This window comes from Amycolatopsis orientalis DSM 43388 (genome assembly GCF_000411975.1).
GTDB lineage: Bacteria > Actinomycetota > Actinomycetes > Mycobacteriales > Pseudonocardiaceae > Amycolatopsis > Amycolatopsis orientalis_D.
Genome location: NZ_ASXG01000072.1, coordinates 109,986 through 131,395 on the forward strand (window position 1 = coordinate 109,986; position 21,410 = coordinate 131,395).

At 70.7% G+C, this 21,410-nt stretch carries 22 protein-coding genes; 10 read left to right on the top strand and 12 right to left on the bottom strand.

Features of this window, described 5'->3' with window-relative positions:
- Positions 1 to 320 precede the first annotated feature (320 nt).
- Positions 321 to 1,292: a chitinase gene (locus L942_RS12655; RefSeq protein ID WP_051165903.1), complete on the bottom strand. Its 972-nt coding sequence runs from the start codon at positions 1,290 to 1,292 to the stop codon at positions 321 to 323.
- A 327-nt stretch (positions 1,293 to 1,619) separates the two neighbouring features.
- On the opposite strand from L942_RS12655, the gene L942_RS12660 reads away from it, so the two are divergent.
- Positions 1,620 to 2,273: an NIPSNAP family protein gene (locus L942_RS12660; protein ID WP_051165904.1), complete on the top strand. Its 654-nt coding sequence runs from the start codon at positions 1,620 to 1,622 to the stop codon at positions 2,271 to 2,273.
- Position 2,274: 1 nt separating this feature from the next.
- Here the strand turns inward: L942_RS12660 and L942_RS12665 are convergent, their stop codons facing one another.
- On the bottom strand, positions 2,275 to 2,724 hold the full coding sequence (locus L942_RS12665) for a nucleoside deaminase (protein ID WP_037359295.1): 450 nt from the start codon (positions 2,722 to 2,724) through the stop codon (positions 2,275 to 2,277).
- Between the two features lie 79 nt (positions 2,725 to 2,803).
- Here L942_RS12665 and L942_RS12670 point away from each other — a divergent pair, with 79 nt between their 5' ends.
- A complete protein-coding gene (locus L942_RS12670; protein ID WP_037359297.1) occupies positions 2,804 to 3,808 on the top strand; it encodes a helix-turn-helix transcriptional regulator in 1,005 nt (334 codons plus the stop codon).
- Here the strand turns inward: L942_RS12670 and L942_RS12675 are convergent.
- Positions 3,755 to 4,333, bottom strand: coding sequence for a TetR/AcrR family transcriptional regulator (locus L942_RS12675; RefSeq protein WP_037359299.1), 579 nt, complete (start codon positions 4,331 to 4,333; stop codon positions 3,755 to 3,757). The two genes, L942_RS12670 and L942_RS12675, sit on opposite strands and share 54 nt — an antisense overlap.
- 86 nt (positions 4,334 to 4,419) lie before the next feature.
- On the opposite strand from L942_RS12675, the gene L942_RS12680 reads away from it, so the two are divergent.
- The gene (locus tag L942_RS12680) at positions 4,420 to 5,322 is read left to right on the top strand and encodes an NADP-dependent oxidoreductase (protein ID WP_037359302.1); all 903 of its coding nucleotides are present in this window, start codon (positions 4,420 to 4,422) and stop codon (positions 5,320 to 5,322) included.
- On the opposite strand, the gene L942_RS12685 is transcribed toward L942_RS12680, so the two are convergent.
- Positions 5,319 to 5,924 (bottom strand): TetR/AcrR family transcriptional regulator, encoded by a 606-nt coding sequence (locus L942_RS12685; RefSeq protein WP_037359303.1) that lies wholly within the window; start codon positions 5,922 to 5,924, stop codon positions 5,319 to 5,321. The two genes, L942_RS12680 and L942_RS12685, sit on opposite strands and share 4 nt — an antisense overlap.
- Before the next feature lie 593 nt (positions 5,925 to 6,517).
- Here L942_RS12685 and L942_RS12690 point away from each other — a divergent pair.
- Genes L942_RS12690 through L942_RS12700 form a run of 3 tightly spaced genes read left to right on the top strand, consistent with a single transcriptional unit; the run spans position 6,518 to position 9,956 of the window.
- Complete coding sequence (locus tag L942_RS12690) at positions 6,518 to 7,834, top strand: MFS transporter (protein WP_051165905.1); 1,317 nt, start codon at positions 6,518 to 6,520, stop codon at positions 7,832 to 7,834.
- On the top strand, positions 7,831 to 8,583 hold the full coding sequence (locus L942_RS12695) for an SDR family NAD(P)-dependent oxidoreductase (protein ID WP_037359308.1): 753 nt from the start codon (positions 7,831 to 7,833) through the stop codon (positions 8,581 to 8,583). Before L942_RS12690 ends, L942_RS12695 begins: the two co-directional genes overlap by 4 nt.
- 11 nt (positions 8,584 to 8,594) lie before the next feature.
- Positions 8,595 to 9,956 (top strand): amidase, encoded by a 1,362-nt coding sequence (locus L942_RS12700; RefSeq protein ID WP_037359311.1) that lies wholly within the window; start codon positions 8,595 to 8,597, stop codon positions 9,954 to 9,956.
- 5 nt (positions 9,957 to 9,961) lie between these two features.
- Here L942_RS12700 and L942_RS12705 read toward each other — a convergent pair whose 3' ends face one another.
- Positions 9,962 to 10,699 (bottom strand): FadR/GntR family transcriptional regulator, encoded by a 738-nt coding sequence (locus L942_RS12705; protein WP_037359314.1) that lies wholly within the window; start codon positions 10,697 to 10,699, stop codon positions 9,962 to 9,964.
- Between the two features lie 56 nt (positions 10,700 to 10,755).
- Here L942_RS12705 and L942_RS12710 point away from each other — a divergent pair, with 56 nt between their 5' ends.
- The 3 genes from L942_RS12710 to L942_RS12720 are packed head-to-tail and all read left to right on the top strand — an operon-like array spanning position 10,756 to position 13,440.
- A complete protein-coding gene (locus tag L942_RS12710; RefSeq protein WP_037359316.1) occupies positions 10,756 to 11,559 on the top strand; it encodes a polysaccharide deacetylase family protein in 804 nt (267 codons plus the stop codon).
- Complete coding sequence (locus tag L942_RS12715; protein WP_037359318.1) at positions 11,556 to 12,248, top strand: SDR family NAD(P)-dependent oxidoreductase; 693 nt, start codon at positions 11,556 to 11,558, stop codon at positions 12,246 to 12,248. The genes L942_RS12710 and L942_RS12715 overlap by 4 nt, the downstream gene beginning before the upstream one ends.
- Positions 12,249 to 12,267: 19 nt before the next feature.
- Positions 12,268 to 13,440: a 3-isopropylmalate dehydrogenase gene (locus L942_RS12720; RefSeq protein ID WP_051165906.1), complete on the top strand. Its 1,173-nt coding sequence runs from the start codon at positions 12,268 to 12,270 to the stop codon at positions 13,438 to 13,440.
- Positions 13,441 to 13,778: 338 nt separating this feature from the next.
- Here L942_RS12720 and L942_RS12725 read toward each other — a convergent pair whose 3' ends face one another.
- From L942_RS12725 to L942_RS46155, 7 genes are all read right to left on the bottom strand, one after another.
- Positions 13,779 to 15,035, bottom strand: coding sequence for an ROK family transcriptional regulator (locus tag L942_RS12725; protein ID WP_051165907.1), 1,257 nt, complete (start codon positions 15,033 to 15,035; stop codon positions 13,779 to 13,781).
- Positions 15,036 to 15,043: 8 nt separating this feature from the next.
- Entirely contained in the window at positions 15,044 to 15,388 is a 345-nt protein-coding gene (locus L942_RS12730; RefSeq protein ID WP_037359394.1) for a 4Fe-4S dicluster domain-containing protein, read from the bottom strand.
- Positions 15,385 to 16,971, bottom strand: coding sequence for an FAD-dependent oxidoreductase (locus tag L942_RS12735; protein ID WP_037359321.1), 1,587 nt, complete (start codon positions 16,969 to 16,971; stop codon positions 15,385 to 15,387). Before L942_RS12735 ends, L942_RS12730 begins: the two co-directional genes overlap by 4 nt.
- A 13-nt stretch (positions 16,972 to 16,984) precedes the next feature.
- The gene (locus L942_RS12740) at positions 16,985 to 17,833 is read right to left on the bottom strand and encodes an ABC transporter permease (protein ID WP_037359324.1); all 849 of its coding nucleotides are present in this window, start codon (positions 17,831 to 17,833) and stop codon (positions 16,985 to 16,987) included.
- Positions 17,830 to 18,639 (bottom strand): ABC transporter ATP-binding protein, encoded by an 810-nt coding sequence (locus L942_RS12745; RefSeq protein WP_037359397.1) that lies wholly within the window; start codon positions 18,637 to 18,639, stop codon positions 17,830 to 17,832. Before L942_RS12745 ends, L942_RS12740 begins: the two co-directional genes overlap by 4 nt.
- A 5-nt stretch (positions 18,640 to 18,644) precedes the next feature.
- Entirely contained in the window at positions 18,645 to 19,649 is a 1,005-nt protein-coding gene (locus L942_RS12750; RefSeq protein WP_037359326.1) for an ABC transporter substrate-binding protein, read from the bottom strand.
- Positions 19,650 to 19,783: 134 nt separating this feature from the next.
- Positions 19,784 to 19,867 carry a putative leader peptide gene (locus L942_RS46155; RefSeq protein WP_369094763.1) on the bottom strand — a complete coding sequence of 28 codons (84 nt, stop codon included), beginning with the start codon at positions 19,865 to 19,867 and terminating at the stop codon, positions 19,784 to 19,786.
- Between the two features lie 274 nt (positions 19,868 to 20,141).
- Here L942_RS46155 and L942_RS12755 point away from each other — a divergent pair, with 274 nt between their 5' ends.
- Positions 20,142 to 21,074 (top strand): TauD/TfdA dioxygenase family protein, encoded by a 933-nt coding sequence (locus L942_RS12755; RefSeq protein ID WP_037359400.1) that lies wholly within the window; start codon positions 20,142 to 20,144, stop codon positions 21,072 to 21,074.
- Positions 21,075 to 21,410 lie beyond the last annotated feature (336 nt).

Sequence of the window (21,410 nt, forward strand, 5' to 3'; positions counted from 1 at the left end):
TTCGGTTCAATCGATCGCGGCCGGAGGTCGGCCCAGTCGCCGGGCCAAGCTGAGCCTGGGGGACCCGGCCGGGGGTCAGTCCGGTCCGCCTCGTCGCGCTCGGTCAAGTCGATCGCGGCCGGAGGTCGGCCCAGTCGCCGGGCCAAGCTGAGCCTGGGGGACCCGGCCGGGGGTCGGTCCGGTTCGCCTGGCCGTGTTCGGTCCAGTCGATCCCGGCCAGATGTCAGCCCGGCCCGCCCGGCCAAGCGCAGCCCGGACGACCCCGGCCAAGCTCAGCCCAGCCGCCGGGCCAAGCGCAGCCCAGCCGGCCCGGCCGCAGGTCAGCCGTGGTATCCGGCCACGACCTTCGTGAACGCGTAGTTCTCCTGGTCGATCCCGCTGCATCCGCCGCAGTCGCGGTTCGTCGCCCAGAACGTGACGCGGCCCAGGTGGTGCTCCGCGGCCCAGTCGCGGATCGCGGTGAAGTCGGCGACCGAGACGACCTCGCCCGCGCGGTCGGTCTTGCCGTTCATCGACGACAGGCCGGCGCGGCGGTAGGCGGTGGCGTCATCCCAGCCGAACGTCGACTTCAGTTCGCCGACCAGGCCGTCGACCGCGGATTTCGTCATCGCGACCATGTCGCCGCCGTCGGAGAAGTCGAACGGCATCAGCGACCACACGTCGACGTCCGCGCCCAGCGCCTTCGCCTGCGCGATCAGCCGCTTGCCCCAGTCGTTCGGGCCCTGCGGCGTGGTGCCCATGGTGATCACGACCCGCAGGTTCGGGTTCTTGTCCTTGACGATCTTGACCGCGCCGAGGATCCGGTCCTGCACGGTCGCGTTCTCGAACTCGTCGGTGTTTTCGATGTCGAGGTCGATCGCCTTGAGCGCGTAGGCGTCGATCACCTGCTGGTACGCCCCGGCCAGTTCCTCCGGCGACCCGCAGTTCGGGCCCAGTTTGTTGCCCTGCCAGCCGCCGAAGGACGGGATCACGTCGCCGCCCGCGGCGCGAATTTTCTGGATCATCGCGGAGTCGGCGCCGTCGAGCGGGCGGTTGCCGTCCCAGGCCGGGGCGCAGCCGCCGCCGGAGAGCATGAAGGCGAGGGTGAACGCGCTGACGCCGGTCGCGTCCATCGCGGCGGACGGGTCGGTCTGGCCGCCCCATTGGTACAGGTACGGCGCGGCGAGAACGGGATCGGCCGCGGCCGAGGCGGTGCCGGTCGCGGTGGACAACGCGGTGCCGGCGGCGAGCGCCAGTACGCCGATCCGTCCGGCGAGTTTCCGGCGGGCACTGGTGCGGCGCAAGGATTTCATGGGTCCTCCAACGGGGGAAACGCGCACCCGGCGGCACGCGTCATCGGAGCACCTGGCGAAGCCGGACGTGGCGGCGGCGCCCCGCAGGCACTCGGGGGAGTGTGTGCGCAGTCACAATGGACTAGACCATTGAGAGGTGTCAAGACAGGGGCCGGGGTGGGAAAAAACCTCACCGAGGACGCCGAGGTCGCCGAGAGGTTCGGGGCTCCGGTGAGCGGGACGATCGGGAAGCGGGGCGTGGCCGGGAGGGCAACCCGGACTGTTCAGCGAGCGCGTCCGCGGTGCTGTGCCAGGCTGGAAGGACAGCGCCGACGAACTGGGAGCGTCATGACCGAACCGGTCCGGATCAGCGGTGCCGACGTGCCCCCGGAGCAGCAGGCCGTCCGGTACGAGCTGGCGATTCTGTCGTTTCAGCTGCTCGACGGGCCGAAAGCCGCCGAGGGCGTGCTGCCGTGGGTCGCCGGGCACGGCGAGCTGCTCGGCTGCTGGCAGACGGAGAACGGTCCGCTCGGCAGGCTGGTCGTGTTGCGCGGGTTCGAGAATCAGCAAGCGCTGGACGAGGAGCGGTTGCGGGCCCGCCGCAGCCGCAGACCGTTCGGCGGCGACTATCTGACCGACCTGTCGTTGCGGAGTTTCGCGCCGTTTCCGTTCATTCCGCCGGTGCGGCCGGGGAAGTACGGCTCGGTGTACGAGATCCGCGACTACCACCTCCGGCCGGGCGGGCTGACCGCGACGATCGACGGCTGGCGCGAAGCGTTGCCCGCGCGGCATCTGATCGATCCGCTGACCGTGGTGATGTACGCGCTCGACGGCCCGGACCGGATCATCCAGATCTGGCCGTTCGCCAGCCTCGACGAACGGCTCGCGATCCGGCGCGACCTCTACGCGAAGGGAAAGTGGCCGCCGCCGGGCGCGCCGGAGGAGATCCTCGACGCGGACTCGATCATCGCGTTGCCGACGGAGTTTTCGCCGCTGGCGTGACTCATCGGTCGGCCGGCTCGCCGATGTCCTCGAACCACAGCGCGGGCTCCCGCTCGATGAACTCCGTCATCAGCGCGACGCACTCCGGGTCGTCCAGGAGGTCGACGCGGACGCCGTGTTCGGCCAGCCAGTCGTGGCCGCCGGTGAACGTGCGGGATTCGCCGATCACCACGTGCGGAATGCCGAATTGCCGGACCAGGCCGCTGCAATACCAGCAGGGCGACAGCGTGGTGACCATGATCGTGTCGCGGTAGTGCGGACGGCGGCCGGCGGCGCGGAACGCGGCGGTTTCGGCGTGCAGGGACGGGTCGCCGTCCTGGACGCGGCGGTTGTGGCCGCGGCCGAGCAGCTTCCCGTCGCGGTCGAACAGGGCCGCACCGATCGGCACGCCTCCCTCGGCTTTTCCGGCTTCCGCCTCTTCGCGGGCGACAGCGAGCAGGTCGTCGAGCATGCGTCACTTTCGCACGGCGCGGCGACGTCCGGCCGATCGAGGACGGAAGCTGTCCGCGAAGCGTGGCAGAGTGCTCGGCATGTACGGAACCTCCGAACGCCTGTTGCGCCTGCTCTCGCTGCTGCAGGCGCGTCGTGACTGGCCTGGTCCGGACCTCGCGGGCCGGTTGGGCGTCGATGTCCGGACGATCCGCCGCGACGTCGAGCGGCTGCGGCAGCTCGGCTATCCGGTGCATGCGACACCGGGGGTAGCGGGCGGGTACCGGTTGGGTTCGGGTGCGGCGTTGCCGCCGTTGCTGCTGGACGACGACGAGGCGGTCGCGGTGGCGGTCGGTCTGCGGACCGCGGCGAACGGCACAGTGTCCGGTATCGAAGAGACGTCCGTGCGGGCGTTGGCGAAACTCGAACAGGTGCTGCCCGCGCGGCTGCGGCACCGGGTGCGCGCGATGGACTCGGCGATGGTGCGAATCCCCGGCGGGGCGCCGACGATCGATGCGGAGCTGCTCACCGTGGTCGCGGCCGCCTGCCGGGACCACGAGCGGCTGCGGTTCACCTACGGCACGCACGCGGGCGCCGTGGCCGAGCGCGACGTCGAGCCGTTGCGGCTCGTGCACACCGGCTGGCGCTGGTACCTCGTCGCGTGGGATCTCGGCCGCGGCGACTGGCGCACCTTCCGGCTGGACCGCATCGACGGCCTCCCGACACCCAGTTTCCGTTTCACGCCAAGGGAACCTCCGGCGGAAGACCTCGCCGCGTATGTGTCGAGCCGGATCGCGACCGCGCCGTATCCGCACATCGTGACGCTGCGGGTGTCGGCTCCGGCGGAGGTGCTGGCGGCGCGGGTTTCCCCGACGGCGGCGGTGATCGAGCCGATCGACGACGAAACCTGCCGAATGCGCACTGGTGCGAAAACCTTCGACTACATTCCGTTTTACCTCGCGCAGTGGGAATTCGACTTCGTGGTCGAGGACGCGCCGCCGGAATTGCTGGACCGCCTCGGCCAGATCGCGGATCGGTTCGCGCGGGCAGTGTCAGCGGGGAATTCCCTCGGCGGCGACGGCGAGCAGGTCCGCGGCGGCCGTTGACAGCGCTTCCGGAAAACCGTTGCCGGCACGGTGTTCTTCGGCCATCCAGCGTTCGGTGGCCAGGCGCAGGACGGACAGTCCGAGGTCAGTCGCCAGCCGGGCGGTATCGGCGTCGATGCCGCGGTCTGCCAACGCCTTGGTGAGGGTTTCGGAAATGGTGGCGAGTTTGATCAATTCCCGTTCGCGCAGCGGAGGATTGGCCGCGAGCACCGCCGCTCGCCGCACCAGGAATTCGCGCGGACGGAATACGCGCGGCGCGGCAGCGAAGGCGGCCAGCAGCGTCGGCAGCGCCGGGGTGCCGGGCGGGACGGCGCCGATGGCGGTCACGAACTCGGTTTCCAGTTCCTGGCTGCCGCCGAACAGCACTTCCCGTTTGTCGGCGAACCAGCGGTAGAACGACCGCTCGGTGAGGTTGGCGCGCTGGGCGATCTGCGCGACGGTCGTGCGGTCGTAGCCCTGCTCCTCGAACAGCTCCAGCGCGGCCTGCTCGAGCCGGTTGCGGGTGTTGCCCTCCCATCGCGCCATGCGCCCAGTGTAGCGACAGCAGATGCTGTCATCACTCTGGTAGCGTGAGTGATGTCAGCTTCTGTCATCACTCACGAGGAGCAGGGATGCGCACCCTTCGTTTTCACGAACACGGTCCGGCGGCCGACGTGCTGCGGGTCGAGGACGCGGCGGCTCCGGACCCCGGACCGGGCCAGATCCGAGTCGCGGTGCAAGCGTGCGGCCTGAACCCAGCGGACTGGGCGCTGTGCGAGGGCCTGTTCGCCGGCGACCTGCCGCGCGGGATCGGGCTGGAGGTGTCCGGCACGGTCGACGCGCTCGGCGAGGGCGTCACCAGCGTCGAGGTCGGCGCCCCGGTGTTCGGCACCGCACCGTTCACCGGCCCGACCGCGGGCGCGTCCGAACTGGCCGTGCTCGATTCGTGGTTCCCGCGCCCGGACGGACTCGACGCCGTGCACGCCGCGGCGTTGCCGATGGCCGTCGGAATGGCTTACGCGGCGCTCGACGTGCTCGGCTCCGGCACCCTGCTGGTGCACGGCGCGGGCACCACCACCGGGTTCGCCGCCGCCCAGATCGCCCTGCTGCGCGGGTCGCGCGTACTCGCCACCGCGGGCGAGACGCACGCTCCGGCGCTTCGCGCGCTCGGCGCGGAAGTCACCGGCTACCAGGACGGAATCGCCGAGCGCGTGACGGCGCTGGCCGGCGGACCGGTCGGCCGCGTACTGGACGCAGCGCCGTTCAGCGGCGCGGTGAGCGAACTCGTGCGCACGGTCAAAGAACCTGAACACGTGCTGACGCTCGACCTCAGCTCGGCTGTCCCGGGGGTCCAGACCATCGTCAGCTCGGGCGCCCGGCCGCGCTACGACGTCCTCGGCGAGTTCGCGTCGCTCGCGGCGGAGGGACGGTTTTCGGTTCCGGTGTCGCGGATTTTCCCGCTGGACGACTGGCGGGCCGCGCTCGAACTGAGCCAGTCCCGGCGGGCGCGCGGCAAACTCGTGCTGGCGCTCTAGTTCGCGCCGAGCATGCGGAGGACCAGTTCGCCGTACTCCTTGCCGAGTTCGACGGGCGTCTGCCGGGTCCGTTCGCTGTACCAGCGCGCGACGTCGACACCCAGCGAAAGCACGGCCCGCGCCGCGATCCCGACGTCGCTGACGGTGAACGCGCCCGACTCGACCCCCTCGGTGATCACCTCGCGCACGCGCTGCTCGATCTTGCGCCGAAGCTGCGCGACGACCTGGTATTCCTGCTCTGGCAACGCATTCAGCTCGTACTGCACGACCCGCGCGATCGTGTGCCGCCGCGCGTGCCAGGCGACGAAATCCTCGACCAGCAACCGCATCCGCTCCACCGGATCGGTGACGCGCCCGAGCACGTCCTCGACGAGGGCGAGCGTCTGCTCGTGCCCGTTGCGGCTGATCGCGAAAAGCAGCGCGGCTTTGGAGGGAAAATGCACGTACAGCGCGGCCGGGCTCATCCCCGCCGCACCGGCGATGTCCCGGGTAGTGGTGGCGTGGTAGCCGCGCTCGGCGAACGACTCCACCCCGGCGAGCATCAGCCGGCGCGCGGTCTCAGGCTGCACGTCGGGCCACAGGTCGGCCGAGAGCGTGGTCATCCGGCGATCCTCCTCAAGTCCCGCGCCGGCCGGTGAGTCCGCCCGTCGTCTGTCGAGTGTAAGCGCTCGCTCAGTGAAGGAATCCAGGGACACATCTGGTATTCAGGGAGGGAATACCGACAAGTGTAACTAATCGGACGCACGCTGGGGGTCGACGATGACTCGCCTGGCGGCGGGCGCTCGGGTCGGGGCCGCGAGTGCCCGCACCGCGTCGACCGGCACGGTTGTATCCGGGCTGGCTGGCTCGCCCGACGGGTGTCGACAAATCCTCTCCAGTCGCGTGAGGCGCGTCAGGCGGCGAGCGGGTGCGGCTCGCCGGTGAGTGCCGCCAGAGCGGTGGCGATCTTCGGAGCGGTTCGTGGCGGTCGGTGACTGAGCGCTCCGGGCCCGCATGCAAGATCGAAGGCCGCCAGCGAAACCCTGAAACTAGCGGGAATCCCTTGGCGGGCTTTGGGTTTCTGGTGTGCGCCATCAGCGCTCGAACCCCGAACCCGTCGGCTGAGAGAGCTGGTCCTGGACGCGGAGCGGCAAAGGACCTACAGTCTGGTCTGACCAGTAGCTAGGTAGATAGCTCGGCCTTTCATGGAGGCACCGTGACCAGAGTCGCCCGGGCAGCGTCGCCCGCGTCGGAGGTCTGCACCGCGCCGAGCGCTCGACGCGCTGTCTTGGCCGGCGGCATCGGCAATTTCATCGAATGGTTCGACTACGGGGTATACGCCGCGCTCAGTCCGGTCATCTCGTCGTTGTTCTTCCCGAGCCACAACGGCGTGGCCTCGACCTTGTCGACCTTCGCCGTGTTCGGGGTCGGCTTCGTCGTGCGCCCGCTGGGCGGCCTGTTCTTCGGGCAGCTCGGCGACCGGCGCGGCCGGCGCACCGCGCTCGGGCTGGCGCTGATCATGGTTTCGCTCAGCACCGTCTGCATGGGCCTGCTCCCGACCTTCGCGAGCGCCGGCGTCGCCGCGCCGTTGCTGCTCCTCGTGCTCCGGCTTGTCCAGGGCTTCTCGGCCGGCGGCGAGTTCACCGGGTCGGCCACGATGATGATCGAGAACGCTCCCGCCCACCGCCGCGGCTGGATTTCCAGCTGGCAGCAGTTCAGCGTCATCACCGGCACGCTCGCCGGTGTCCTGATCGTCACCGCGATCACCAACCTCGGCTCCAGCGAACTGCTGACCAGCTGGGGCTGGCGCATCCCCTTCCTGGTGGCGCTGCCGCTGGGCGCGGTCGGTTTCTACATCAGGTTCCGGATGGAGGACACCCCGCATTTCGAGGCCCTGCGCAAGACCGGCGACATCGCGGAGAAGCCGACCCAGGAAGCGGTGCTGACCCAGCGCCGGGCGATGGTGATCGCGTTCTTCTACACCGCGCTGCCCAACATCGGCTTCTACACCTTCCTGACCTACACCCCGACGTTCCTGCGCAACGAAGCCGGTTTGAGCCTGGGCAAGGCCTACCTCGTCAACGTGATCGGCACCGTCCTCTACGCGCTGTTCACGCTGTTGGTCGGGCGGCTGTCGGACCGCTTCGGGCGGCGGCCGATCCTGATCACGCACGCGGTCGCGTTCTTCGTGTCGGCGATCCCGATCTACCTGCTGATGTCGCGCGGTTCGTTCCTGGTGGCACTGGCCGTGCAGGTTCCCGCGATGCTGATCATGTCCTGCTACTCCGGGCCGGGCACCGCGGGCATCACGGAAATGTTCCCGACCCGGCTGCGGTATTCCGCGATGGCGTTGCCCTACAACCTGAGCTCGGCGCTGTTCGGCGGCACCGCCCCGTTTATCGCGACGGCGCTGATCGCCTGGCTGGGCACGCCGATCGCTCCGGCGTTCTGGGCGATGCTCGCGGCGATCCCGACCTTCATCGTCTACGTCCGGATGCGGGAGACCGCCTTCAGTTCGCTGCAGGACCGATGAACCGGCCAGCGGCGATCGTGACCGGCTCGTCGTCGGGCATCGGCCGGGCGTGCGCGGTCGAGCTCGCGCGCAGCGGCTGGGACATTGTGGTGCACGGGCTCGGCGACGACGCTGCGCTCGCTGAGGCGGCCGACGACGTCCGGGCCGAAAGCGCGGAGTGCGCCGCGGTAGCCGGTGACGTCGCCGATCCGGGCACCGCCACGGCTCTGGTCGCGACCGCTGAAACGCGGTTCGGCCGGCTCGACGGAATAGTCAGCAATGCGGGTGCGGGCCTGACGAAACCGTTCCCTGATGTGGCAGACGAGGACTGGCACGGGTTGTTCGAGGTGCACGTCGCCGCCGCCGCCCGGCTGCTCCGGCTGGCCCGGCCGCTGCTCGCCGTCCGGGGCGGAGCGGTCGTGGGCATGTCGAGCTTGGCGGCTGGGCAAGCGCTTGCTGGACGGACCGGTTACGGCTCGGTGAAAGCAGGGCTCGAAGGGCTGGTCCGGCAGCTGGCCGCCGAGTGGGCAGGGCAGCGCATCCGGGTCAACGCGGTCGCCCCAGGCACCATCCGGACTCCGTTGGTGGAGCGCAACTTCGCGCGCGGGCTGCTGGACGAGGAAGCGGTGCTGAACCGGACGCCGCTCGGGCGGCTCGGGTACCCGAGCGAGATCGCGACCGTCGTGCGGTTCCTGCTTTCCGCGGATTCCTCTTATGTCACCGGGCAAACTCTCGCCGTCGACGGCGGCTGGTCGATCTTCGGCGGGTAAGGATGGACGCAATGGCGACAGCGCCTGATCTCGGGTGCGCGCGATCGGCGCCGGTCGTGCGGGCGAGCCTGGACCGGATCCGGGAGCACGACCCGTTCCTGCGGTCGTTTCTCACCGTCTGCGAGGAGCGCGCGACGGCGGAGGCCGCCGCGCTCGACCGCACGGCCGAACCGGCTGGGCCCATGCACGGGATTCCGTTCTCCGCCAAGGACACCTACGACACTGCGGGGGTCCGGACCACCTACGGGTCCGCGGTCTTCGCCGGGCATGTCCCCGACGAGGACGCCCCGGTGGTCGCCCGGATCCGTCGCGCGGGCGGCGTGCTGGTCGGGAAGACGAACACGCCCGAGTTCGCGATCTACATCCGCACCCTCAACGAACTCCAGCCGGAAACCGTGAACCCGTGGGACCCGGCGCGCATCTGCGGCGGTTCCAGCGGCGGAGCGGCCGCGTCAGTCGCCGCCGGACTCACTCCGGTCGCCCTCGGCAGCGACGGCGGCGGTTCGGTCCGCATCCCCGCGGCACTGTGCGGGACAGTCGGGCTCAAACCGTCCCGGGGCGCGGTGCCGGCCGGGGGAGGTTTCATCGGCACGCGGAGGTTTTCCGTCCCCGGTCCGCTGTCCCTGCGCGTCGCGGACGCTCGGGCGATGTGGGAAGCGATGCGCGGCGCGGAAATCGCCGAACGGGGCACCCGCGAGTTCGTCGACCGCGATGCCGCGCAGCGGGGTCGCCCGGGCCCGACGCGGCTCCGGTGGGTCCCGGACAGCGGGCGCGCCGCCGACCGCGATGTCGTCTGCCTCGTCCGGGCAGCCGCCGGGAAACTGGCCGAGGTCGACGGCTACGACGTCGAAGACACCGCCCTGAGCCTGGAGACGCCCCGGTTCGCGGATCCCTTCTACGACGCGATGATGGCGGACCGGCTGTCGACCGGCGGAGACCGGATGCTCGCCGACGCGGCGGCTCGACGGCTCCTCGCTCCCTATACCCGGCATCACCTGGAACGCGCGGCATCAGTGAGCGGCGCGGCCTATTCCGAGTCGCTGAGCCGGGGCGACGCCGCGGCCGACCATCTGGACCGGCTGCTGCACGACGTCGACTTCGTCCTCACCCCGACCACCGGCACGATCGCGCCGGAAGGTGCCGGCGGGCCGAGCGACGCACTGCCGGAAGACGCGCGCCGCGAACTGGTCGCGTACACGTTCCTCGCGAACTACACCGGTTATCCGGCCATCACGGTGCCGTGCGGAACGCACTCGGGCATGCCCGTGGGCCTGCAGGTGCTCGGCCGTCCCGGTTCGGAGGATCGGCTGCTCGACATCGCCGAAGCGGTGCAACAGCACGTGTACGCGCCGCGGCTCGCGCCATGGCCGTGATGGCGCTACGAGGGCAGCAGCGCGGCGAGCCGGGCGCGCTGGTCCTCGTCGAGCTGCCCGGCGTAGCCGTCGTACAGGGTCTGCCCGGCCAGCCGGGCCGCCGTTTCCCCGTCGCGACCGGAGATGGCGGCGAGGATCCGCCGGTGCTCGGCGATGAAGCTGTCCCGGGTCGCCGGGTCGCCGGTCTCCGGGTCGACCGCGCTCGCGACCATGTCGAGCGTCGCGTCCTGGATCACCCGGCTGACGACGGCGAGCAGCCGGTTTCCTGCCGCCTCGCGCACGACGTCGTGGAAGCTGTTGTCCGCCGCGGCGAATGCCGCCGCGTCTTCGGCGCCTTCCATGGCGCGGATCGCCTCGGCCATCAGCGCCAGCTGTTCGTCGGTGCGGAAATGCGCGGCCAGCCGGTTGGCGGCCGCGCCGGCGATCATCCGGTACTGCACGACCTCGAAAACCGGGACGCCCTCCAGCTTGACGGCACCCCGCAGCATGCGGGTCAGGCCCGGGGTGACGGTGCCGCAGACCTCCGGCCCGGTCCGGCTCCCGGAGCTGGTGCGGACCAAGCCCATGCTCTCCAGGATGCGCAGCGCCTCCCGGATCGTCGAGCGGCCGACGCCGAAGTTGTCCACCAGCGTGCGCTCGGGCGGGAGGAAATCGCCCGGGGCGTAGTCACCGGCGTAGATCGCCTCTTCGATCTGGGCGACCACCGCTTCGAAGGCCCGTGTTTTCCCGACCGGCGTGAACATACTGTCAACCTAGCATCTGTTCAGACCAGTAACCGCGAAGTTCAGGGAGCGCCCCGATGACCACGCCCGTCCTGCTCACCTTCGACATGGACGCCGAGCTGCTGTGGACCGCCCGCGACCCGGCCGGCGCCGCGAAGCCGGTCTGGGTTTCCCAGGGGCACTACGGCCCGAACGTGGGCCTGCCGAGAATCCTCGCCCTGCTGAAGCGCTACGGCATCGGCGCGACCTTCTTCGTCCCGGGACAGGTCGTGGAACGCTATCCGGCGGCGATCGAGTCGATCCTGGACGCCGGGTTCGTCATCGAGCACCACAGCCACACCCACACCTGGTCGGACACCCTCGGACGGGACCAGGAGGCCGAAGAGTTCGGCCGGGCCGCGGAGGCGATCGTCAAGGCGACCGGGCGGGCGCCGAGGGGCTGGCGGTCACCGGCGGCGGAACTGACCCCGCATTCGGTCTCGCTGATGGAGGAGCACGGGATGATCTTCTCCTCCAACCTCTTCGACAGCGACTCCGTCCACCTGCTCGAGGACGACGGGCGCACCACCGGGATCGTCGAGATCCCGTTCGCCTGGCCGCTGGTCGACACCCCGGTCTTCATGTACAGCAACCGGGTCACCGGCCGGGTGATGTCCGCGCCGTCGGCCGTGCTGGAGACGTGGACCCGGGAATTCGACGGCCTGTCGCGCGAGGAAGGCACGCACTTCATGCTCGCCACCCACCCCCAGTTCATCGGCCGCCCGTCGCGGTTGTGGGCGCTGGAGCAGCTGGTCGAACATCTGCTGTCTTCGGGCCGGGCCGAGTTCCTCTCCTGCGCCGACTACGCCGAACGCGTCCGGCCCGGGCTGGTCGCCGGATGACCGCCGTGGTGACGGGCGGAGCCAGCGGGATCGGCGCCGCGGTCGTCGCCCGGCTGCGGGCGGCGGGAACCGACGTCGTGGTGGCGGACCTGCATCCGGTCGCGGGAGCGGACCCGGTCGACGTGACCGACGCGGCATCTGTGCGGGCGCTGGCGTCGCGACTGGCCGGGCGGCAGGTGGAATTGCTGGTGCACTGTGCGGGCACGGTCGCGGTCGGCGCGGTCGACACCCCGTCCGAGCAGGCGGACGAGGACTGGGACCGGGCGTTCGCCGTCAACGTGAAGGCGGTGTGGACGGTGAGCCGGGCGCTGCTCCCGCTGATGGGCGAGGGCGCGGCGATCGTCGTTGTCGCGTCGGCCGCGGGACTGCGACCCATCGCGGAGATGGCCGCGTACGTCGCGTCCAAGTCCGCTGCGGTCGGGCTTGCCCGGTCGATGGCGCTGGACCTCGCGCCGCGCGGGATCCGGGTCAACTGCGTGTGCCCAGGGCTGGTGGACACGCCGATGGCCCGCGCCGCACAACGAGGCCGGTCGCCTGCCGCGCGCGACGCCGTTGCCGCGCGGCAGGGTTATCTCGTCGGTCGCGACGGCACGGCCGACGAGCTGGCCGAGGCGATCGTGCTCGCCGGGACGAACGGCTATCTCACCGGCTCGACCATCGCCGTCGACGGCGGACGCTCCCTTCACTGACCTGCTCAGGAGAAACGACATGACCGCGCACGACCTCGGCGTCATCGCCGGCGACGGCATCGGCCCGGAAGTGACCGCCGCGGCGCTCGCGGTGGTGGACGCCGCCGCCGAACGGTTCGGCTTCGAAATCACCGCCACGCACTACGATTTGGGTGCCGAGCATTACCTGCGGACGGGAAGCGTGCTCGACACCGCGGACGTCGAGTGGCTGCGCGCGCACGACGCTCTCCTGCTCGGCGCGGTCGGGGATCCGCGGGTGCCGCCGGGGGTGCTGGAGCGCGGACTGATCGTCGCCCTGCGCGTCGCCTTCCGGCAGTCGGTGAACATCCGGCCCGCGCGGCTCTATCCGGGCGTGCCCAGCCCGGTCGCCGGGGTCACGCCGGAGAACTGCGACCTCGTCGTCGTCCGGGAAAACACCGAAGGCCTTTATGCCGGCGGCGGATCCACCGTGCATGCCGGCACGCCGAACGCCACCGCCGTGCAGAACTCGATCACCACGGCGGCCGCGACGCGCGAGTGCGTCGAGTTCGCGTTCCGGCTGGCGGCCGCCCGTCGCAATCGGCTGACGTTGTGCCACAAGACGAACATCCTGGTCGAGGCGGGCCGGCTGTGGGAGAGCGTGGTCGAGGAAGTCGGGGCGGACTACCCGGACGTCGAGCGCGACTATGTGCACGCCGACGCGATGTGCCTGCACCTGCCGCTGCATCCCGGCCGCTTCGACGTGGTCGTCACCGACAACCTGTTCGGCGACATCATCAGCGACCTCGCCGCCACCGTGATCGGCGGGCTGGGCGTGGCCGCGGGGGCGAACTTCAACCCCCGGGGCACCGCGCCGAGCATGTTCGAGCCCATCCACGGCTCCGCCCCGGACATCGCCGGCCGCGGGTACGCCAATCCGGCGGCCGCGATTTTCTCGGCGGCCTTGTGCCTGGCGTCCTTGGGCGAACGCGACGCAGCATTGGCGTGCGAGGCCGCGACAGCGGCAGTACTGGCCGAGCTTCCAGCGCTGGCCGGGGCCGAGATGCGCGCCTCCACTGCGGAGATCGGCCGCCTCGTGGCAGCCCGCGTCGCGACCGTGAACCCCGGCGATCTGGGAGACCCGAGAGCCTCCCTGATGTCGGCGATGGTCGCCGCCCGCATGCGCACCGGCTCGACTGGGTCGGTGCGACACGAAGTCGCGCGCAGCGAGTGAACGCGCAGAGCGGAGCATGCTGAAACGGGAGACCGGTGCAATCAGCGCGGACTTCCCGGACGACATTGCGCCGGACTGGCTGGCTACGCGACTGTCCTCTTCAGCGGCGACTCCTTGGGCCCAGCCAGGTCGGACTCGCACGCGAGGAGGTGTTCGGACCCGTCGCCGGTGTGTTCGCCTTCAGCACCGAGGAGGATGTCGATCTCGCGAATGCCGCGAAATGGGCTTGGCAGCGTACTTCGTTACCTGTGGTGAGACCGTTGCCCAGCGCAGCTCGCTCCGTATCGGCCAGGTACCCGCCGACGGAGGTCCCTTCCCCGCCTTTTGCCTGGTGGCAGTCATTCCTGGGATGGGGCGGCCTTTGTGGAGAAGACGTGCCCTGATGAGGTCGAGTCTGCCCGGGTGTGGTGAACGCCGGCCGGCGCGAGCCGGTCGGACAGGGCGTGCGGATCGGTGTAGAGGGCGTCCAGCTGCACCGCGCCGGCGGCGACCGCGAGCACGTCGGCAGCGGCGAAACTGCTGGGGAGCACTCGGCGTTCAGCGTCTACCCGTCCCCGCGAATGGGCGGTGATCTCGGCGCGCAACGCGGCGAGGCATTCCGGCAGGTGCGCGATTCCGGCCTCGGTGACGATCAGCAGTTCCGGGTTGACCAGATCGAACAGCAGCGCGGCCGCCCGACCGACGGTCTGTGCGCGAGACAGCAGCGCCGTGCGGGCGGCGCCGTCCCCGGACACCGCCGCTGCCACGAGGTCCACAATGGACATATCGGCACCCGCCGCGGCGGTCACTGCCCAGTCCGTGACAGTGGTTTCCAGACAGCCGGAGCGGCCGCACGCGCAGGGAGTCCGCGGATCGCCCAGCGGCAGGTGGGCTACCGTGCCGGCGGCCGAACCGGGGCCTCGGTGCAGCAGACCGCCGGACACGAAGGCCGCGTCGACGACGTTCCCGACGAACAGGTGCGCGACCGATTCGCTGTCCCGGGCGCTGCCGAACAGGGCCTCCGCGGCGGCCAGTGCGCGGGCGTGGCCGTCGATCCGGGTCGGCAGGCCGGTCAGTTCCGACAGGATCGGCCCGGCGGCCACGTCGTGCCAGCCCAGCGAGGAATGGTCGACGATCATGCCGGCGTCCGGGTCGACCCAGCCGCCGCAGGCGACTCCGAGGCCGATCGGGATCCGGCCGGGCAGGCGTTGCCGGCGGAACCGGTGCAGCCGCGCCGCGAGGCCGGCCAGCACCCGCTCGGGCTCGGCGTCCGCGTGCGGCACCCGTTCCTGTGCCCGCACGCGGCCGCGCAGGTCCAGTTCGGCCAGGGTCGCGAAGTGGTGCGCGATGTGCACGCCGAACACGCTGTGCCGGTTGGTGGCGATGTCGAGTTCGGCACGGGGACGTCCGGCTGCCGGGTGCCCGCGCGCCGGCCGGGTCGTGAGCAGGCCGAGCCGCGCCAGGCCGGCGCAGTGCCTGCTGATGCCGGCCGGGCTGAGCCCGGTCAGCCCGGCCACGGTGCCGCGCGCGACCGGTCCGTGCGCCAGCACGGCGCGCAGCAGCACCGCGGCGGGGTTGGCTCCGCGGTCGGCGGACGGGAGAGGAGGGGCGGTCACGGGCAGCGTCAACTCGTGATCGCCCCGGCATCCGGCCGGAGCGGCGGTCCGATGGCGAGTCGCGCGCCGGGGGTGCGGCCGCGGCCCCAGCCGAGACGTTCGCGATAGCTGCCGAGCAGTCCGTCTTCGGCGAGCTGCTCGGCATCCGGCGCCGCGGCGAGCGGCGCGGTGCGGGGCGAGACGAACAGGGCGTCGGCTGGGCAGTTCGCTTCGCAGTGGAAGCAGGTCTGGCAATCGGATTGCCGGCTGATCACCGGAATGCCCCCGGGACCGCGGTCGAACACGTTCGTCGGGCAGACCTCGATGCACTTGTCGCAGCTGAGGCAGCGCTGCGCGGACACCACCTCGATCACGACGCCGCCCCCGCCGCCGCTTCGGCGGTCCGTTCCGGACGGACCCACACCTGATCGAGTCCGCCGGTGCGGAGCCGGTGCTGCTGGGCGGAATCCTGGTCGGGGAAGTCGAGCCGCTTGGCCATGCCGCGGCTTTCCGGGCGGGCGAGGGCGGCGCGGTACATCCACCGCGCGTGCGCGGTCATCGCCGCGGCCTGCCGGGTCCGCACGGCCGATTCACCGGCTCCGCCCAATGAGGTCCGCAGCTGCGTCCAGAGGCCGTCGAGTTCGGCGAGGGAAGCGGTCAGCGCGTTGCCGTGGCGCAGGTAGTTCTTGTCGTAGGGCAATACTTCGCGCTGCACGCCCGCCACTATTTCCCGGTGCTCGTCGCGGGGCGGGCCGGACGGGCGCAGTCCTGCCTCGCCGAGCGCGCGCACCCGGCGTCCGGTCGCCCGGACGCCGAGGGAACGGGCGTAGCGGGCAGCACCGCGTCCGGCCCAGGTGCCCGAGGAGATCGCCCATGCCGCGTTGTGGCTGCCGCCGCCGGTGAAACCGCCGCAGATCAGCTCGCGCGTTGCCGCGTCGCCGGCCGCGTAGAGCCCGGGCACCGTGGTCGCGCAGTCGTCGGACACGATCCGGATGCCGCCGGTGCCGCGCACGGTTCCCTCGGCCAGCAGGGTGATCGGGAACTTTTCGCGGAACGGGTCGATGCCCATCCGGTCGAAGGTGAGGAAGAAGTTGGGCTGTGCCAAGCGCATTGCCGTGCGAGCCCGCTCGTCGGCGAGATCGAGCCGGCAGAACACCTTGCCGGTCAGCAGTTCCCGGGCGATCGGCGTGCGCCGGATCCCGCTGGCGCCCTCCAGCACGCTCCCGTCGGCGCGGTAGAACGTCGCGAAGTGGTAGAACGCGGTCTTGGTGACCGAGGTGCCCTCCGGCGCGATGCCGTAGGCGTTGGAGAACTCCATCCCGGACAGTTCCGCGCCCGCTTCGACCGCGAACAACGCGCCGTCGCCGGTGTTGACGTCGCAGCCGAGCGCCTTGGACAGAAACGCGCATCCGCCGGTCGCGAGGACGACCGCGCCGGCCCGTACCCGGTAAGGCTGGCGCGCTTGCCGTCGGTATCCGGCCGCGCCGGCTACCGCCCCGGACGGGTCGGCGAGCAGTTCGGTCACCGGGCTGTGGTCGAGCACCCGCACCCCGGCCCGGCGGACGAGGATCCGCATCCGGCGCAGGTACTCCGGGCCCTGCAACCCGGTGCGCAGCTGGGCGCCGTCCTCGCCGACCGGGAACGGGTACCGGGCCACGACCGCCAGCTCGTTCATCCGGTCGTAGGTTTCCCGCAGCACCCGGGCCGCCCAGCGGCGGTCGGCCAGGCGGCCGCCCAGCTCTTCCCTGCTGGCCATCGCGGCCTCCCGGGCCGCCGGCTCCGGCGGCACGTACCAGACGCCGGTGCCCGCCGCCGCGGTCGCGCCGCTGGTGCCGCAGAAACCCTTGTCCGCCAGCACCACCTGGGCGCCGTCGCGGGCCGCCTGCAACGCCGCCCAGGTCGCGGCCGGGCCGCCGCCGGCCACGAACACGTCCGCGGCCAGTTCGAGTGCGTCCATGTCGGTTCCCTTCTCAGACGCGCCAGGACGTGAAGCGGCGCTCCACCGTCACCAGCAGCTGGTTGAACAGGACGCCGATGACCGAGATCGTGACGATCCCGGCGTACATCTGCGCGATGGCGAAGTTGTACTGCGAGGCGTTGATCAGGTAGCCGAGCCCGGCCTTCGCACCGACCATCTCGGCGGCGATGACCACCACGATCGCCGACGCGCCGGCGAGCCGGACGCCGGTGAAGATCGTCGGCACCGCGGCGGGCAGCACGACTTTCCCGAACAGCGCCAACGGGCCCAGGTCCAGCGACCGGGCCAGCTTCAGCAAGGTCGGATCGACGGTGCGCACCGCGCTGATCGTGTTGAGCAGGATCGGCCAGGTGCAGGCGTAGCACACGATCGCGATCTTGGACGTTTCGCCGATGCCCAGCACCAGGACGAACACCGGCAGCAGAGCGAGCGCCGCGGTGTTGAGGAACACCTGCACCACCGGGGTCAGCACGTCGGAAACCGGTTTGTACCAGCCGATCAGCACGCCCAGCGGCACCGCGAACGCGACCGCGAGGGCGAACCCGGAGAGCGACCGCGTCAGGCTCGCCTCGATGTGCGTGGCCAGTTGCCCGTCGCCGGCGAGACCTGCCAGCGCGGCGAGCACCTCGTGGAAAGGCGGCAGGAAAACCGGGTCCACCGCACCGGTGCGAGGCAGTACCTCCCAGGCGGCGAGCAGCAGGACGAGCGCGATGCTTTTCGTGAACGCGGCCCGCAGACGGGAGCGGACCCGGCCGCCGGCGCGGGGCGCGGCGGGCGGGGCAGACGCGGCCCGCGGCGCGAGTTCCGTCGCGGTCGGCTCGGACACAGTCGTGGTGCTCATGCTCCGAGGGCCTCCTTCTCCAGCTCGTGCGCACGAGTCACTTCGTCGTGCAGCAGGGCCCAGATTTCGTGGCGGTAGCGGGCGAATTCCGGGCTGGACCGGACATCGTCGGCCTCTTCGCGGTGCGGCAGGTCGATGCCGACGACGCTCTTGACCCGGCCCGGCCGCGAGGTCAGCACCGCGACGCGCTGTCCCAGATAGACGGCCTCGTCGATGCCGTGCGTGATGAACACGATCGTTTTCCCGGTGCGCCGCCAGATGCGCAGCAACTCGTCCTGCAGCGATTCGCGGGTTTGCGCGTCCAGTGCGGCGAACGGTTCGTCCATCAGCAGCACGTCCGGGTCGTAGGCGAGGCTGCGCGCGATGGCCACGCGCTGCTTCATCCCGCCGGACAGTTCGTGCGGGTGCCGGTCGGCGAACTCGGCCAGGCCGACCAGTTCCAGGTACTCCTCGGCGCGCGCGGCCCGCCCGGCGCGCGGCACGCCAGTCGCCTCCAGCCCGAACTCGACGTTGCCCAAGGCGGTGCGCCAGGGCAACAGCGCGTACTGCTGGAAGACGATGCCGCGGTCGCGGCCCGGTCCGTCCACCGGCGCGCCGTCGAGCAGGATCCGCCCGGCGTCCGGTTCGGACAGTCCGCCGAGCAGGTCGAGCAGAGTGGATTTGCCGCAGCCGCTCGGTCCGACGATCACCACGAACTCCCCGGCGGAGATGTCCAGGTCGATTCCTTCGAGCGCGGTGAGCGCGGTCGCGGCGCCGCGGACCGGGAACGTCTTGCCGACGCCGGCGAAGCTGATCTTGGCGGTCATCCCGTTCATCCCTTTCCGTTCGCGTGCGGGTTGAAGCGGTTGGTGTAGAGGTCGGCCGGCTTCACCGAGCCCGGTTTGACGTCGCCGCGGCTTCCGAGCCAGTCGATCCACAACTGCAGTTCCCGGTCCTGGATCAACCCGCCCGGGCCGGCGACCCCGAACGAGGTCCAGTACTTGAGCGCGTCGGGATCCTCGTTGCGCTTGCGGTCGGAGACGATCTTCGTGAACCGTTCGATCACCGCCGCGCGCGGCGTGGACTTGCTCCACTCGATGGCCTTGCCCACCCCGGCGACGAACGTGCGCACTGTGTCCGGGTTCCGCTCGACGAAATCCTTCCGGAACACGTAGGTGCCGGCGCTGAAGGCGCCAAGCAGCTGGTAGTCGTCGAACAGCTTGCGGATGCCGCCGCGCGCGAGCGCCTTGTCCCGCAGGATGTCGCCGAGCACCCCGACCTCGATCTGGCCCTGGCGCAGGGACTGCTCGGTGTTCACCGGCGGCACCACGACCGGCTCGACCTTGCCGATGTCGTCCTTGGCGAGCCCGTTGCGCTGCAGGTAGATGTCGAGCATCGCCTCGGAGTGCGCGCCGAGGGTGTTCATCCCGACCTTCTTGCCCACCAGGTCCCGCGGCGAACGGATCGGGCTGCCGTCCGCCACGTAGAAGCCGTTCCATGCGGTCTTGTCGACCCCGTAGTAGCTGATCACCGAGGTGATCGGGGCGTTGGCCGCGGCCAGCTTGACCACCGCCCCGTTGAACGCCCCGCCGAAGTCCACCTGGCCGGTGGCGGCCGACTGGATGTCCTGCGGCCCGCTGATCGTGTTGCCCACCCACTGCAGCTTCACGTCCTGCAGGAAGCCGAGGTCGGCCGCGAGCTCGGGCGGCGTGACCTGGCCGGCCCAGCCCTGATACCGCAAGGTCTTGGTGGCGCCGGTGGCCGTGCCGCACCCGACGGCGGTCGCCGCGAGGCCCAGCAAGGAAAGACCGAGAAATTGCCGTCGGTTGGTCGTCACGAATTTGTTCCTTACCTTTGCGACAAGAAAAAATGCTCGCGAAACGAGATCGCGAAATGCGGGGTGGTCAGAAGGCGGGTTCGGCCGCGCCGGCGATCGCGATGATCATTTCGGGCGGCGCCGGATTCGCTGGGTCAGCGCGGCGCGGAACAGATCGCGCTGGCCTGCCGCCGGAGGTCGACGTGCAGGCGCGAGATCAGGGCGCGTGCCGGAAACATGAGCCCAGGCTGGCAGGGGCGGCGCGGGCGGGCAACGGTGTCTCATCATCTGGCGCGGCGGCCGGAACCCGTACGGTCCCGGCGGCGGCGAGGCGGGCGTTATTCATGGCGGCGACCCTCGCCACCGCCGAACGTGCCGTCAATCCGGCCCGGAATCTGAGACGAATTAATTTCACGCTGAACGCAATCTTGATTCTCGCCGGCGATCGACCCCAGTCTGATGACGGCCGGGCAAATCCGGAGAACGTCCGGACGAATGGAACAGGAGCACACGATGACTCTCGACGTGACCGACTCGGTGGACACGCGCCTCGCGGTGCGCAAACTGGGCTCCGGCATCGGCGCGCGCATCGACGGCGTGCGGCTCGGCGGAGACCTGCCCGCCGAGACCGTCGCCGGGATCCGTGCGGCGCTGCTCGCGAACAAGGTGGTCTTCTTCCGCGACCAGCATCATCTCGACGACGCGCGGCAACAGGAATTCGCCGCCCGCCTCGGCACGCTCACCCAGCCGCATCCGACGGTGCGCAGCACCGGGCTGGGCAACATCCTGCCGATCGACGCCCAGCACGGGAAAGCCAACAGCTGGCACTCCGACGTCACCTTCGTCGACCGGATCCCCGCGATCAGCCTGCTGCGCGCCGTCACCATCCCCGCCTACGGCGGCACGACGACCTGGGCGAACACCGCCATCGCCTACGAGACGCTCCCCGCGTCGCTGAAAGCGCTGGCCGACCGGTTGTGGGCGGTCCACACCAACCTCTACGACTACGCGGGCACCGCCGACGAGCACCGGATCGGCGGAGTCGACGTCAAGGAACGGTCCTATCGGGAGGAATTCCGGTCCGACACCTACGAAACCGAACACCCGGTCGTTCGCGTGCACCCGGAAACCGGAGAGCGAGTCCTGCTGCTCGGCCACTTCGTCAAACGCCTGGTCGGGCTTTCCGCCGCGGAATCCGACGCGATCTTCGCGTTGTTGCAGGCGCGCATCACCCGGCTTGAGAACACCGTGCGCTGGCAATGGGCGCCCGGGGACCTGGCGATCTGGGACAACCGGGCCACCCAGCACTACGGAGTCGCCGACTACGACGACCTTCCCCGCCGGCTCCACCGTGTCACCATCGCAGGAGACGTGCCGGTCAGCATCGACGGCGTACGCAGCACGGCCCGGACGGGCGACGCCTCGACGTACTCGCCGCTGGCCTGATTCGCCGCACGGAACCGGCGTGCGACGCCGAAGACTCCGAGTGCGGTGCCCGGCGTACTTGATGGAGCTCCCGGTGCGGCTGCCTTCGTCGAGTGCGCCGGGCATGACTCGGCGACGAGCCTGGCGCAGCAGGCCGCGGACGCTGCGACATCATCGGCGGCCTGCTCGACCTAGCGTGAGGAGACACGTTCGGCACTCCAGCTGGACAACTGGCGGTGGTGCGGCGTCTCCGATGCCAGTTCGAGGTGGCGATCGCGGCACCGTCGGCACCGATAGAGTCACCTCAAGCAATGACGAGCGGGTTGTCGCCTCGCGGCGGTGCCTCGCTCTTCCGAG

Excerpts from the sequence above, each read along its gene's own strand:
- L942_RS46155 (WP_369094763.1), bottom strand. The coding sequence starts at position 19,867 with ATGTTTCCGGCACGCGCCCTGATCTCGCGCCTGCACGTCGACCTCCGG.
- L942_RS12680 (WP_037359302.1), top strand. The coding sequence starts at position 4,420 with ATGCGCACCCTTCGTTTTCACGAACACGGTCCGGCGGCCGACGTGCTG.
- L942_RS12675 (WP_037359299.1), bottom strand. The coding sequence starts at position 4,333 with ATGGCGCGATGGGAGGGCAACACCCGCAACCGGCTCGAGCAGGCCGCG.
- L942_RS12685 (WP_037359303.1), bottom strand. The coding sequence starts at position 5,924 with ATGACCACGCTCTCGGCCGACCTGTGGCCCGACGTGCAGCCTGAGACC.
- L942_RS12715 (WP_037359318.1), top strand. The coding sequence starts at position 11,556 with ATGACCGCCGTGGTGACGGGCGGAGCCAGCGGGATCGGCGCCGCGGTC.
- L942_RS12705 (WP_037359314.1), bottom strand. The coding sequence starts at position 10,699 with ATGTTCACGCCGGTCGGGAAAACACGGGCCTTCGAAGCGGTGGTCGCC.
- L942_RS12700 (WP_037359311.1), top strand. The coding sequence starts at position 8,595 with ATGGCGACAGCGCCTGATCTCGGGTGCGCGCGATCGGCGCCGGTCGTG.
- L942_RS12710 (WP_037359316.1), top strand. The coding sequence starts at position 10,756 with ATGACCACGCCCGTCCTGCTCACCTTCGACATGGACGCCGAGCTGCTG.
- L942_RS12755 (WP_037359400.1), top strand. The coding sequence starts at position 20,142 with ATGACTCTCGACGTGACCGACTCGGTGGACACGCGCCTCGCGGTGCGC.
- L942_RS12670 (WP_037359297.1), top strand. The coding sequence starts at position 2,804 with ATGTACGGAACCTCCGAACGCCTGTTGCGCCTGCTCTCGCTGCTGCAG.
- L942_RS12665 (WP_037359295.1), bottom strand. The coding sequence starts at position 2,724 with ATGCTCGACGACCTGCTCGCTGTCGCCCGCGAAGAGGCGGAAGCCGGA.
- L942_RS12740 (WP_037359324.1), bottom strand. The coding sequence starts at position 17,833 with ATGAGCACCACGACTGTGTCCGAGCCGACCGCGACGGAACTCGCGCCG.
- L942_RS12695 (WP_037359308.1), top strand. The coding sequence starts at position 7,831 with ATGAACCGGCCAGCGGCGATCGTGACCGGCTCGTCGTCGGGCATCGGC.
- L942_RS12655 (WP_051165903.1), bottom strand. The coding sequence starts at position 1,292 with ATGAAATCCTTGCGCCGCACCAGTGCCCGCCGGAAACTCGCCGGACGG.
- L942_RS12660 (WP_051165904.1), top strand. The coding sequence starts at position 1,620 with ATGACCGAACCGGTCCGGATCAGCGGTGCCGACGTGCCCCCGGAGCAG.
- L942_RS12735 (WP_037359321.1), bottom strand. The coding sequence starts at position 16,971 with ATGGACGCACTCGAACTGGCCGCGGACGTGTTCGTGGCCGGCGGCGGC.
- L942_RS12745 (WP_037359397.1), bottom strand. The coding sequence starts at position 18,639 with ATGACCGCCAAGATCAGCTTCGCCGGCGTCGGCAAGACGTTCCCGGTC.
- L942_RS12720 (WP_051165906.1), top strand. The coding sequence starts at position 12,268 with ATGACCGCGCACGACCTCGGCGTCATCGCCGGCGACGGCATCGGCCCG.